The sequence below is a fragment of the Lacibacterium aquatile genome, assembly GCF_042683105.1.
Classification (GTDB): Bacteria; Pseudomonadota; Alphaproteobacteria; order Elsterales; family Elsteraceae; genus Lacibacterium; species Lacibacterium aquatile.
Genome location: NZ_JBHUIP010000001.1, coordinates 192,619 through 205,285 on the forward strand (window position 1 = coordinate 192,619; position 12,667 = coordinate 205,285).

Consider the following 12,667-nt stretch of genomic DNA (forward strand, 5'->3'; position numbering starts at 1 on the left):
TGGGGGATGTCTCTGCCCAGGGGCTTTGTTATCGTGCCGATCCGTCACCAGCGAGCCCCCCCAATGCCGTCCAGAAAATCCGCGCTGTCCTCCCTTCTCCAGAAGCTTTTTCCCTACACCAAGAAAAAAAGCGCCAAGGAACTACAGCAGAGCAACGACCCCACCGTCAGTTCTCTGGCGCTTGAGCTTCTATCTCTCATTCGCCCCATGGATCCCGTTGGCAAAAGCTTCGAGCGGATCGGCAATGAGTTCGACGGTGGCTACGTGCAGCCAGTGCACGATACGGTATCGAAGATCGCGTACTCCCTCGGGATCAATCGCGATGTCTCTTGGGACATGGAGATGGCCAAGCGCGGGTATCGACTTTTCCAATACGATCACACCATCGAGAAGCTCCCCGCCCGGCATAAGCATTTCAATTGGGAAAAGAAGGGCATCTGCGGCAGCCGCACCCGTCAACCGCAGATGATCTCCCTTGAGGAGGCGATTTCTGGCAACGGCCATGGCGCCTTGAACGATCTCATCCTGAAGATGGATATCGAGTCCGCCGAGTGGGACGTATTTTCTGAGATGGATCAGGCGTTTCTTGGCAAATTCGACATGATCATCGGCGAATTCCATCGCTTTCATAAGCTGACCGATCCCGCTTGGTTCGCCAAGGCCAAGGCCAGTCTGCAAAAACTGGCGAGGACCCATTATGTCGTCCATGTCCATGCCAATAATGCCTCGCCCTTTGAAGTTCACGGCGGCGTCCCCCTGCCCCGCTTGCTCGAACTGACCTGGTTACGCAAGGATCTTTGCCTATTCGAACCCGCAACGAGGATCTTTCCGACCGCCCTCGATGCTCCCAATATCAGGAACAGGGCTCAGCATTTCCTGGGGCGCTTCAGCTACTGAGGCCGCCGGTTACCGCGTCGATTTAAGCGAGGCTTTTAGCGCATCTTCTCCTTGCCGCGCCTCCTTCGAGGTGTAGGATGTCTGATAACTTAACAAGCGGGCATATTTACAAACCCGCGTTATCGGGGAAGAAACGAGATGCATCTCGGGACGCAAAATGCTGCGCGCGACGACAATGACTACAAGGTGTTCGCCCAGCTGGGGCTAAAGCATCTCTGCGCCGATCCGCAGGGCAAAAAGGCCACCGAATGGACGCTGGACGATCTGTTGCGCCATCGCGAGAAGGTCGAAAGCTTCGGCATGAGCCTCGACATGGTGCAACTTCCGATGAGTTCACGCCCCATCGAACTCCAGGATAGTCCGGACATCCTGCTGGCAGGCCCGAACCGCGACCGCCAGATTGAGGTGATCTGCCGGCTGATCGAAAACCTGAAGAAGGCAGGTATTCCGGCCGCCAAATATAATCTCAACCTCATCGGCATTCCGCGCACCGAGTATGAGACGGGCCGCGGCGGCTCGAAGCACTCTTCGTTCCGCTGGGACAAGATCGATCAGAACGAGAAACCGGGCCTCGCCGGTGTCGTTTCGGAAGACGAGAACTGGGAGCGGATCGACTATTTTCTCTCCCATGTGGTGCCGGTGGCCGAAGCCAATCAGATCCGCCTCGCCTGCCACCCCCATGACCCCTACACCCCACCCGGCTATAAGGGCGTGACGCGGGTACTCGGCACCGTCGATGGGATGAAGCGTTTTGTGCAGATGCACGAAAGCCCCTATCACGGCCTCAACTTCTGCCAGGGCACAGTCGCCGAGATGCTGGATAACCCGCGTGAGGAGATCCACGACGTCATCCGCTGGTTCGGCAGCCGGGACAAGATCTTCAACGTGCATTTCCGCAATATCCGCGGCTGCAAACTCTCCTTCATGGAGGTCTTCCCGGACGATGGCGACATGGACATGTTCGAGTCGCTGAAGACCTACGCCGAAGTCGGCTACAAATACATGCTGATGCCCGACCATGTGCCGCATATCGACGGCCGCGATCCCGAAGGCGTCGCCTTCTCCTTCTGCTTCGGCTACATCCAAGGCTTGCTGGATGCGGTCAAGCACATCCATCCGGGTGCCGTTACGCCTTGATTGATCTATCAGATAGATCAATCGCACACGACCCATCTATCTGATAGATCGGTCGTGTGCGGCTACCGCCATTGTTGCCAAGACGCCGTTACGCAAATTCACAGTGTTTGAGCATTGCGCGGCGCAGGTTCAAAGGCTTAGGCCGCCAGCGCTGGATATCGCCCGCATTCACACGCTGGCGTAGTTCCCGCACGAAGGCCGCGACATCCATTGTGTCCAACCCTTTGAATTCGGGGAAAGCGTAATCCCACCACTTCAGATCTAGCAGTTCTTGGCGCAGACCTTCGCTGGCAATCCGGTATTTCAGGATCCGGGCCGGGGCTCCCCCCACGACGGCGTAAGGCGGTACATCCTTGGTAACAACAGAGCCCGCAGCGATGACAGCGCCATCGCCAATCGTAATCCCTCGGGCCAGCAATACATCCTGACCAATCCAGACATCGTTGCAGATCTTGAGGGTCACGGGATTACGCACCCAAGGTATCAAGGCGGGATGGTGCCCCCAATCCTCGCGCGCAGCGACAAAATGGGGCAGATCATCATAATCAAACCCTGATGGTGAAACTCGATCCATGGGGTGATTCGGTCCCATGATCGCGACATTCACTGCGATGGCGCAATAACGCCCGATCTCGACCTTGTCGGGAAATCCAGTGTTTGAATAGCTGAACCCCCCCATGCTGCAAATCCGGGGGCCGCCGCGCGGTGAACAATAAGGCTCCAGCGATACTTCTTTAGGCAAGGGATATATTTGCCCGACATGCAAAGATCGCATCGATCCCGAAACTGAAATACCAGGGTCTGGAAATATACGCTGCTCTGCCAGATATTCGATCAACGCGCGGCTAATAATTACCGATTTACGTTTCTTTGTCACAACGCTTGCAGCATCGGGATTCAACTGAAATGCGGCAGGGACTTGCGTCTGTTTTTTCTTTCGCCAAAACATAGTCCAAGACACCTTGAAAGAACGCAGATTATTACCCTGTCATAGCATCCTCCGTTGCCCGCAGATAGAGCCGTGCTGGGCCAGCAAAAAGGCCGGGAGTTTCCTCCCGGCCCTTTGCCTTAGACGTAGCCCGTGGAACCGTCGGGTTTCACCGGCACCTTGCGCTGCCAGTGGACATAGTCCTCCTTGCCCAGGATCTCCTCGTTGATCTCCACCCCCCAACCGGGACGATCCGGGCGGAGTTCGAGGTAACCGTCTTTCGGCAGATACGGATCCTTGACGTAATAGGCCCCTTCGCCGGCCGGAGCCGTCGAGGTCGGGGCTTCGCCGCCGCCCTGGAAGGTATAGCCGGGGCCTTGCGGCAGGCGATACTCCAGGATGCGGAAGTTCGGCTGCGAGGCCGAGAAATGCAGGTTCACCGCAGTTGCGAGCGGCCCCATGGGATTATGCGGCGCGACGGTCACGTAATGCGCCTCGGCAATCGCTGCGATCTTGCGCATTTCCAGCAGGCCACCGACGACGCAGATATCCGGCTGGATGATGTCGGCGCCGCGCACCTGCAGCAGGCGCAGGAATTCGAAGCGGCTATAAAGCGATTCGCCCGTCGCGACCGTGCAATTGATCGACCGCTTCATATCCCCCCAGGCCTCGAAATTCTCCGGCCGGATCGGTTCTTCGAAGAAGAGCGGATCGTAGGGTGCCAGGGCGTTGGCAAGCTGCACCGCTTGCTGCGGCTCGAAGATCTTGGCGTGGGCGTCGAAGGCGATGTCGTAGTGCGACTTCACCGTCTCGCGCAATTGGCGGAAATATTCCGCCGAGGTACGTACCACCTCGCCCCACCGGTTCTCATGCATATTGATGCGATAGGGCGACAGCTTGAAGGCGGTGAAGCCCCAGCCCTCGTTCAAGGCATCCAGCTCGTCCCGCGCCTTTTCGGCATCCGGTGCCGTATAGACACCGGCATAGACCTTCACCTTGTCGCGGGCATTGCCGCCCAGCAGCTTATAGACCGGAACGCCGACCGCCTTGGCCGAGATGTCCCAGAGGCAATGGTCGATGGCCGAGATCGCAGCGAGCCCCAAAGCCCCCGGCGGAAAGCGCGTCTGCTGCATCAGCATCATGATCAGATATTCGATCCGGGTCGGATCATGGCCCTTGATCATGGGGAAGAGATAGTCAAGCAGCGGGAACAGGGCCTTGTCCGGCCCATGGTTGTAGCACTCGCCCCAACCGGTGATGCCGTCGTCGGTATCGATAGCCACAAGGACGCGCGGGCGGTCCTTGTCGCGCGACATGAAGGCGCGCAAACGTTCGATCTTCATCTTTTGAAAGCCCTGCTCTAGCCGGTGTAACGCATACGTTGATGGATGCTGCGGGTGCGGGGATCCGGACGCGGGATCGCCGACAACAGCGCCTGGGTATAGGGATGGGTCGGCGTATTGCAGACCTGATCCGCCGCGCCGATCTCCACCAGCTTGCCGCGATACATGACGGCCACGCGGTCGCACATATAGCGGATGACGCTGATGTCATGGCTGATGAAGATGTAGGAAAGCCCGAGGCGATCCTGCAATTCCATCATAAGATCAAGCACTTGCGCGCGGATCGACACGTCGAGGGCCGAGGTCGCTTCGTCCGCGATGATGATGCGCGGGTTGAGCGAAATGGCACGGGCGACGCCGATACGCTGACGCTGACCGCCGGAGAAGGCGTGCGGATACCGCTCGCGCCAATCCGGGTTGAGGCCCACCTGCTCCATCAGATGCGCGACACGGTCGTCCAGTTCCTTGCCCTTGGCGATGCCATTGACCAGCATCGGTTCGGCAATGACCTGGGAAATCGTCATGCGCGGATTGAGCGAACTGATAGGATCTTGGAAGATCATGCGGATTTCGCGCCGTGCGGCCTTCAGTTCCTCCTTGTTCGCCGTCACCAGATCGACAGTCGAGCCGTCCGCCTTGCGATAGATCGCCGAGCCTTCGGTCGGGTCATAGACGCGCAGCAGGCAGCGGCCGACCGTGGTCTTGCCTGACCCGGACTCGCCGACGACGCCGAGCGTCTCGCCCGGACGCAAGGTCAGGGAGACATTGTCGACTGCCTTCACCCCGGCGGAAACCGAGCCGAATTCCATCGAGAGGTTCTTGACCTCCAGCACCGGCAGGGCATCGTCCTTCAAGGGCTCGCGCTTCAGGCGGATTTCCGCCTTCTGTTCGAGCTTCAGGACCGACCCGATCAGCATCTTGGTGTAGTCGTCCTGGGGGTTGTGGAAGATCGTATCCACCGGCCCCTCTTCCATCACCTTGCCGTGGTACATAACCAGCACGTCATCGGCGATCTCGGCCACCACACCCATGTCGTGGGTGATGAACATGACCGCCATGCCGTGATCCTTCTGGAGACGGCGGATGAGGTCGATGATTTCGGCCTGGGTCGTGACATCCAGCGCGGTCGTCGGTTCGTCCGCAATCAGCAGCGCCGGATCGCAGGCCAGGGCCATGGCGATCATCACGCGCTGACGCATGCCGCCCGAAAACTCGAAGGTATAGCGGTCGATGGCCTTGTCGGGTTTCGGGATTTCCACCTGACGCAGCAACTCGATGCAGCGCTCCCGCGCCTCGGCCTTGTTCATGCCGAGGTGCAGTTGCAGCACCTCCATGATCTGGTTGCCGACCGTATGGATCGGCGACAGCGAGGACATCGGCTCCTGAAAGATCATGGCGATCTCCCGCCCGCGGATCTTGCGGATATCCTTGGAGCGCGGATTGAGCTTGGCCAGATCGACCGTGGTGCCGTCGGCGGCATGCCAGATCATCTCGCCGCCAGTGATCTTACCCGGCGCATCGACGATCTGCAGGATCGAGCGGGCGGTGACGCTTTTGCCCGAGCCGGATTCGCCGACGATGCAAAGCGTCTTGCCGCGTTCCAGCGTGAAGGACACGCCGTCCACTGCCTTGACGAGGCCGCTGCGGGTCGGGAACTGGGTCTGGAGGTTACGGACTTCCAGAAGCGTCCCGGTGGTTGGTTTGGGATGAACCAATCGCAAGTGAGCCTCTTTTCTCATTTGTTGTACGGATCGGCGGCATCGCGCAACCCGTCCCCTAAGAAGTTCAGGGCAACCACGGCCAGCACCACGGCAACGCCGGGGGCAAACAGCCAGGGAGCCGTCGCGATGGAGCGGATATTCTGCGCCTCACGCAGCAGCACGCCCCAGGAAATCGTCGGCGGCTGCAGACCCAGGCCCAGGAAGCTGAGCGAGGTTTCGGCCAGGATCATCGCCGGGATCGCCAGGGTGATCGACGCGATGATGTGCGACAGGAAGCTCGGCAGCATATGACGGAAGATGATACGGCCTTCGGAGGCACCATCCAGGCGGGCGGCGGTCACGAACTCCTCGGTACGAAGCGACAGGAAGCGACCGCGCACCACGCGGGCCAACTGCGCCCAGCCCGTCAGCGACAGGATGACCGTGATCATGAAGTAGTTGAGCGTCGCGGGCCAATCCTGCGGCAGAGCCGCCGAGAGCGCGAGCCAGATGGGAATGCTCGGCAGGGCCAGCACGAACTCGATGGCGCGCTGCACGACGAAGTCGGTCTTGCCGCCGTAATAGCCCGAGATGCCGCCTAGGAAGATACCGATGGTCAGCGACAGGAACACGCCAACGAGGCCGACCGACAGCGAGATCTGCGTGCCCTCCACCATGCGGGAGAAGACGCAGCGGCCCAAGCGATCGGCGCCCAGCAGGAAGATCGGCTGGCGGCTGTTTTCCGGGGCGAACAGATGGATGTTCGTCGGGATCAGGCCCAGGATATTGTACTGATACCCCTCGCCGAAGAACTTGAGATAGGTCTTCTTCCCCTCATCCTCGACATAGATCGGTGCCAGCGTGACGGGGTCGCGCTTCATCACCATCTGATAGACATAGGGCCGGATCGACCAGCTACCATCGGCGGCATTATCGATGAAATGCAGGCTCTGGGGCGGCTGGAAAGCCGCGCGGGCGTCCTGCTTGGCCGGTTCATTGATGGCAAAGAAGCCGGGCGCGCAGGCCACGAGATACAGGAAGCTCGTGACGACCAGACCGACCATCGCTAGGCGATGACGGCGGAAGGCCCACCACATCAGCTGCCATTGCGAGGCGACGACGAATTTTTTGCGGTCTACCGCAATTGCGACATCTGTCATGGGGGCCTACTCCAGCCGGATCCGGGGATCGGCGAGGGCGAGAAGGATATCGCTGATCAGCGACCCGAAGAGGGTGAGCGTGCAGATCAGCAGAACGAAGGCGCCGGCCAGATACATGTCCTGGCTCATCAGCGACTGCAGCAGCAGCGGCCCGGCGGTCGGCAGGTTCAGCACGATGGCGACGATGATCGAACCGGAAATCAGGTTCGGCAGCAGCCAGGCCAGCGTCGAGATGAAGGGATTGAGTGCCACGCGCACCGGATACTTCAGCAGCAGCCGGAATTCCGACAGGCCCTTGGCACGGGCGGTCGTGACATAGGGCTTATTCAGCTCGTCCAGCATATTGGCGCGCATGACGCGGATCAGGCTGGCGGTGCCGGACACGGCCAGGATGATGACCGGGATCCAGAGGTGATTGATGAGGTCCATCACACGGCCCCAGCTCCAGGGCGCCGCGACATATTCCTCAGAAAACAGGCCGCCAACTTCACTGCCGAATTCGACGACAGCTACATACATCAGCACCAGGGCCAGCAGGAAGCTCGGCACGGCAAGGCCGACGAAGCTGAAGAAGGTCGCGATATAATCGCCGACCGAATATTTCTTCACCGCCGAGAAAACGCCGATGGGCAGGGCGATGCCCCAGGTGGCGATCAGGGTCGAGAAGGTCAGGATCAGGGTCAGCGCCATACGCTCCCAGATCAGGCCGCTGACGGGCTGCTGCCATTCGAAGCTCATGCCGAAATCGCCGGACGTGACGATGTTGAAGATCCATTTGAAATATTGGACCAACATCGGCTGATCGAGGCCAAAACGCTCACGCAAAGCGGCAGCTGCGGCCTGGTCGACAACTTCGTTGGAGGAGGCGAGCGTAGCGATATAGGTCGTCACGAAATCGCCGGGCGGCAGCTGGATCAGGACAAACGCCAGGAAGCTGATCACGATCAGCGACGGGATCATCCACATCAGGCGGACAAGAATAAAACGAGCCATGGGGCCTACTCTCTAACGCGAGGGTCCCTGCCGGTCCCAGAAGGAACCGGCAGGGGGTCGCTGGCTATCAGGTCTTGAAGAAATACTGGGCAGGCAGGGTCGGCGCCGGGTTCGGGTACGACCAGCTGTCCGGCATCTTCTCCGGCACGTTCATAAGGTTGTTCTTGCAGACACCGAAGCTGTTGACGCCGAGGCAGACGCCCACGGTTTCAAAGGCTTCATAGGTCAGATCGAGCAACTGCTTCACATATTCCGCGCGCTTGGCGAGGTCGGTTGTGCCGCGGGCCTGATCGAACAGAGCCATGCGCTTCTTCTGGCTTTCGGGCGGTTCCTCGCCCGACTTGCCGCCCGAAGTGAGCCAGTTCGCCCAGGGAATGGCATAACGCGAGCCCTGCGGGTGATAGGCGAAGTAGTCGCGCGGATCGAACATCATGTCCAGGCCGCCCGAACCCGACCAGGACGCCGCATCATGGTCGTTGTTATCGCCACGCGTGTAATAGAGCGCGCGTTCGATGGTATTGACCTTGATATCGACGCCGATATCGGCCCAGTGGCGCTTCACCAGTTCGAGGGCGTCCACCTGATCCGGATAGAGAGTCGGGATCACGTCGATGGAGAAGAAGACCTTCTGACCATCGGGACGCAGGCGCATGCCCTGGCCGTCCTTCTTGTTATAGCCCAGCTTGTCGAGGATCGCGTTGGCCTCGGTCGGGTTATGCTCGATGAACTGCTTGGCCAGTTTCTCGTGATACCAGGGGTGACCCGGACGCGGGCTGGTCTGGTAGGGCTGCGATTGGCCGAGGTAGACGAGGTCGATGATTTCCTGGCGGTTGATGCCAAGCGAGAGCGCCTTGCGGAACTCCTTGTTGCCCAGCATTTCGCGCATCTTCGGATCCTTGTGCAGGATATTCAGATGGATCTGGACCTGCTGGGCGTTCGCCGCGATCAGTTCGACCAGATGATAGTCGCCGCGCTTGGTGTTCTGCGACAGGGTCGGCTTGTTGGCCAGCGAGTTGATGTGACGATCCTGGTAGTCGATCTTGCCGCCGACGACGTCCAGCATCAGCGATTCGACGTCCTGCGAAATCGAATAATTCACCTGATCGATATAGGGCAGCTGATTGCCCTGCTGATCGACCTGCCAGAAGTAGGGGTTGCGGACGGCAACGACGCGGGTCGCACCACCGGTATAGGCTTCCTTGATGATCCAGGGATCCATCGTCGGACGTTCCGGGTTGCCCCAGCGCGACGGGATTTCGATATCGCCGCACTTGGCGCGGAAGCCCGCAGCCCAATCCGACTGACCCGCGGCCTTGGCGGCGGCTTCGGCGTTCGGATTGTACTTCGGATGGAACTGGCTGCAGTAATGCTTGGCGAACAGCGTGGTGTGCTGGCCGAGCGGGGTTGCCAGATTTTCCAGGAACAGCGCGTAGGGCGCCGCGAACTTGAACTTCACCGTGGTCTCATCGACCTTGGTCACTTCGACCGGCTTGCCGCCGATGACGATGACCGACGGGGTGGCCTTGAAGAGTTCCGGGTTCTTCGCGCAATCCTCGATCGAGAAGAGCACGTCATCGGCGGTGAACGGCTTGCCGTCCGACCACTTCAGGCCCTTGCGCAGATAGAAGGTGAATTCGGTTGCGTCGGCATTCACGTCCCACTTATGGGCAAGGTTCGGCACGACGCCGGTGAATTCGACGTTCCAGCGCACGAAGTTCTGCGGGCCGATGACCTTCAGGATGCCGTTGTGATCCGACGAACCGCGCAGGCCGCGACGCAGGGTGCCGCCGTATTTGCCGATATCCTTCACCTGAATGACGTCGGGGTTTTCCGGCAGACGCTGGGCGAGCGGCGGCAGCTTGCCTTCCGCGACCAGCTTGGCGAGATCGGGAGATTCCTTTCCGCCGGCCTGTGCGAACACATGGCTCGGGATCGCCGTCAAAGCAGCGGCGCTTGCCACCCCTTTGAGGAAGCCGCGACGGTCGACTGACCAGGCGGCGGTTAACTGATTGGTCTCAGACTTGGCCATTATTTCCTCCCACGGGAATTATCGATTTGGACCGTTTTTTTGTCTGTACGCGCAGTCTTATTGGGTCGGGGTCAGGTCACCTCGATCCGAATGGTGGCAGCCAGCGTCTGCCCGGCGCCCAAGGTACGATGACCGGTATGACCGGCTCCCTGGGTTGCGAGATTAAACGCATCCGCCACATGGCTTACCGGTTCGAGGCAGGCATAGGCCCCACCCGGCGGAACATGAAAAACGAAATGGTCAAGCGGCGCCGGGGCACTGATCGCGACCGCGATACCGGCTTTGCGACGCTGCAACAGCGCCCTGCCCTGCCATCCCGTGAAATAATGCGACAGGCTGGTCCCGTCCTGGATATGGGTAAAGCCGCTTTCCGGCCGCTCCTGCCAGTCGACGGCGATATTGGCGGCATCGAACCGCCAGTCGCCCGTCACGTCAAACGTCATCTCATCCCCGATGTCGGTCGCGAAATAGGGATGCAGACCGAAACCGACCGGCATCGGGCTGGCCGAATGATTGACGATGGACATGTCAACCGACAGGCCTTGTTCGTCCAGATTGACAAGTTGCCGCGCCGTAAACGCCCAGGGCCAGCTGTCGGGTCGATGCTCGTAGATCATTGCGACGCAATTGGCCGCATGATCCTCGATCGCCCAGGGACGCTGCTGGCTGAAACCATGCAGGGCATGCGGCTCCTCCCCCGGATGGGCAGGCAGGCGCACGTTCATGCCGTCAGCGACAAAAGCGCCGCCGCGAATTCGATTGGAAAAGGGAAACAGCGGATAACAACCCGCCTTGGGCCATAGGTGCGTCGGGAAACCCGCGACAGTCATGGGAACCAGGATATCTGTGCGTCCGCCGTCGGGATGGCGCACCCAGAACTCTGCGATCCTGCCGCCGTCGGCAGGCTGAACGCGCAGGCCCAGACGCCCCGAACTGATTTCGGGCGAAGGGTCCGGCGACAAGACACCGGCAGACCGCGAATTTCCCACCATTGAGGCCATGGCGCCCCTCGTCGTTTCCCCACGGGGCCTGTTCGCCCCCGGCCACGATCTTACGTCGCGGTCCGTGATGGAAGCCTGTGGAATGTCACCAAAGTTGTCAACTCACAAACCGCACTTGCCTTACAATTTGACAAACAAGTGCAAAGCAACCGGCCTTATCAATCAGCGCCTGCAATCCTTAAGAAACCTTGTGCGGCGGCCCTTCGGTGTCAAAAAAACACCGCTATAAGCCTGCAACATAAAGCCTGACACGGGTGTAACTGGACCGATCCGGTCAGACATGCGATCCTTGACGCCTATTTTTTGGAGCAGCTTGTTCGATGAAGCGTCTTGTCGCGATCCTGTGCCTAACCGTCTTCGCCATTCCCGTGGTCGAGGCACAGGCACAATCGTCAAAAGCCAAGGCCGAACAGCTGCTACGCCAGGGCCAGTCGAAAAAGCCGGTTGTAGTGCCCCAAAAAAAGGCGAATCCGATCAATACGACCGGCGCGACGCCGGGGCGGCTCAATCCCTACACCAATCAGATCAGCCCGCATAAGGGTACCAATTCGGCCTTGAAGGCCGGGCGCTGCCTCAACGGCATGCTGAGCTGCTGACTCTAGCATCACCGGCTCAAGAGAACAAAAAAGGCGCCCGAATAGGCGCCTTTTTTGAATTTTAGACCTACAGGATTTCAGGGTGGTGGATCGGGCCGCAGGCCGCGAATAGGCTTTGCTAGACACAATCGACGCCGATCATCATCTTGGCGCCGCGATAGAACCAAGGACAGAGATCGGCATGTACACCTTAGGGACCACGATTCCTCCCAAGCAGCTGGAGGCCTTCGCCGAAAAGCGGCAGGCAACCTCGTTCAGCTACGGCCTGGACGTCAACAAGCTGGCGATCGTGATGAAATTCGGGATGGAAGACGGCACGGCCCAGACGCTGATCTTCAATGGCAACCAGGCAAAACACATTGCCGCGACCGTGAGCGACGGCATGCGGCGGTTTTCCTGGCGGAACAAATATAATCCCGACGCATCGAAGATGCCCGCTGCGATCCGCCGCTTCCTGAATGATGGCCCGAAGATCGAAGCCAATGATTGGAGCGGTACAGGCGCCGATGGCGAACTCCATGCGGCAATGGGCCTGCAGATCGACACGTCCCGTTCGGCGTTCTTAATAACGGCCTGGCTGTCGAAAGATATCATCACGGTCATCAAACTCCAGCCCGATCAGGCCGTGCTGGTGGCCCGCGCGATTGCCGGATCGATGGAGGCAGGCGACCTGCTAACGGCCGAAGAACTGATGCAAAGCGCCCGGTTAAAGCGGTAGCTCCACCCGATCTCCCTTTAACCGCCAACAAAAAAAGGCGCCCGTTTGGGCGCCTTTTTGAATTCTAAACCTTGGTGACGAGGGGCGGATTTGAACCGCCGACCTTGGGCTTATGAGTCCCCTGCTCTGACCAACTGAGCTACCCCGTCTCGCAAGGTGGGCGGC

General features: G+C 59.7%; 11 protein-coding genes and 1 tRNA gene. 4 read left to right on the top strand and 8 right to left on the bottom strand.

The features are described 5' to 3' along the window. Positions 1–6 precede the first annotated feature (6 nt). Entirely contained in the window at positions 7–897 is an 891-nt protein-coding gene (locus ACFSM5_RS00980) for a hypothetical protein (RefSeq protein ID WP_379874215.1), read from the top strand. 138 nt (positions 898–1,035) lie between these two features. After that, the gene (locus ACFSM5_RS00985) at positions 1,036–2,034 is read left to right on the top strand and encodes a mannonate dehydratase (RefSeq protein WP_379874218.1); all 999 of its coding nucleotides are present in this window, start codon (positions 1,036–1,038) and stop codon (positions 2,032–2,034) included. Positions 2,035–2,122: 88 nt separating this feature from the next. Here ACFSM5_RS00985 and ACFSM5_RS00990 read toward each other — a convergent pair whose 3' ends face one another. From ACFSM5_RS00990 to ACFSM5_RS01020, 7 genes are all read right to left on the bottom strand, one after another. Beyond that, entirely contained in the window at positions 2,123–2,983 is an 861-nt protein-coding gene (locus ACFSM5_RS00990) for a CatB-related O-acetyltransferase (RefSeq protein ID WP_379874221.1), read from the bottom strand. 119 nt (positions 2,984–3,102) lie between these two features. Beyond that, positions 3,103–4,305 carry a mandelate racemase/muconate lactonizing enzyme family protein gene (locus tag ACFSM5_RS00995; protein ID WP_379874224.1) on the bottom strand — a complete coding sequence of 401 codons (1,203 nt, stop codon included), beginning with the start codon at positions 4,303–4,305 and terminating at the stop codon, positions 3,103–3,105. Positions 4,306–4,322: 17 nt separating this feature from the next. Further along, complete coding sequence (locus tag ACFSM5_RS01000; protein ID WP_379874227.1) at positions 4,323–6,026, bottom strand: ABC transporter ATP-binding protein; 1,704 nt, start codon at positions 6,024–6,026, stop codon at positions 4,323–4,325. A 14-nt stretch (positions 6,027–6,040) separates the two neighbouring features. Continuing rightward, a complete protein-coding gene (locus ACFSM5_RS01005; RefSeq protein ID WP_379874230.1) occupies positions 6,041–7,165 on the bottom strand; it encodes an ABC transporter permease in 1,125 nt (374 codons plus the stop codon). 6 nt (positions 7,166–7,171) lie between these two features. Then, positions 7,172–8,158, bottom strand: a complete 987-nt coding sequence (locus tag ACFSM5_RS01010; RefSeq protein WP_379874233.1) for an ABC transporter permease — start codon at positions 8,156–8,158, stop codon at positions 7,172–7,174. 67 nt (positions 8,159–8,225) lie between these two features. Beyond that, positions 8,226–10,187, bottom strand: coding sequence for an ABC transporter substrate-binding protein (locus tag ACFSM5_RS01015; RefSeq protein WP_379874236.1), 1,962 nt, complete (start codon positions 10,185–10,187; stop codon positions 8,226–8,228). Between the two features lie 71 nt (positions 10,188–10,258). Continuing rightward, the gene (locus ACFSM5_RS01020) at positions 10,259–11,188 is read right to left on the bottom strand and encodes an aldose 1-epimerase (RefSeq protein ID WP_379874239.1); all 930 of its coding nucleotides are present in this window, start codon (positions 11,186–11,188) and stop codon (positions 10,259–10,261) included. A 320-nt stretch (positions 11,189–11,508) separates the two neighbouring features. On the opposite strand from ACFSM5_RS01020, the gene ACFSM5_RS01025 reads away from it, so the two are divergent. Continuing rightward, on the top strand, positions 11,509–11,784 hold the full coding sequence (locus ACFSM5_RS01025) for a hypothetical protein (RefSeq protein ID WP_379874242.1): 276 nt from the start codon (positions 11,509–11,511) through the stop codon (positions 11,782–11,784). Positions 11,785–11,965: 181 nt separating this feature from the next. Then, a complete protein-coding gene (locus tag ACFSM5_RS01030; protein ID WP_379874245.1) occupies positions 11,966–12,502 on the top strand; it encodes a hypothetical protein in 537 nt (178 codons plus the stop codon). Positions 12,503–12,574: 72 nt separating this feature from the next. On the opposite strand, the gene ACFSM5_RS01035 is transcribed toward ACFSM5_RS01030, so the two are convergent. Then, positions 12,575–12,651, bottom strand: a tRNA-Met gene (locus ACFSM5_RS01035). Positions 12,652–12,667: the final 16 nt, after the last annotated feature.

Coding starts and splice junctions, on each gene's coding strand:
- ACFSM5_RS00980 (WP_379874215.1), top strand. CDS start 7: ATGTCTCTGCCCAGGGGCTTTGTTATCGTGCCGATCCGTCACCAGCGA.
- ACFSM5_RS00985 (WP_379874218.1), top strand. CDS start 1,036: ATGCATCTCGGGACGCAAAATGCTGCGCGCGACGACAATGACTACAAG.
- ACFSM5_RS00990 (WP_379874221.1), bottom strand. CDS start 2,983: ATGTTTTGGCGAAAGAAAAAACAGACGCAAGTCCCTGCCGCATTTCAG.
- ACFSM5_RS00995 (WP_379874224.1), bottom strand. CDS start 4,305: ATGAAGATCGAACGTTTGCGCGCCTTCATGTCGCGCGACAAGGACCGC.
- ACFSM5_RS01005 (WP_379874230.1), bottom strand. CDS start 7,165: ATGACAGATGTCGCAATTGCGGTAGACCGCAAAAAATTCGTCGTCGCC.
- ACFSM5_RS01010 (WP_379874233.1), bottom strand. CDS start 8,158: ATGGCTCGTTTTATTCTTGTCCGCCTGATGTGGATGATCCCGTCGCTG.
- ACFSM5_RS01015 (WP_379874236.1), bottom strand. CDS start 10,187: ATGGCCAAGTCTGAGACCAATCAGTTAACCGCCGCCTGGTCAGTCGAC.
- ACFSM5_RS01020 (WP_379874239.1), bottom strand. CDS start 11,188: ATGGCCTCAATGGTGGGAAATTCGCGGTCTGCCGGTGTCTTGTCGCCG.
- ACFSM5_RS01025 (WP_379874242.1), top strand. CDS start 11,509: ATGAAGCGTCTTGTCGCGATCCTGTGCCTAACCGTCTTCGCCATTCCC.
- ACFSM5_RS01030 (WP_379874245.1), top strand. CDS start 11,966: ATGTACACCTTAGGGACCACGATTCCTCCCAAGCAGCTGGAGGCCTTC.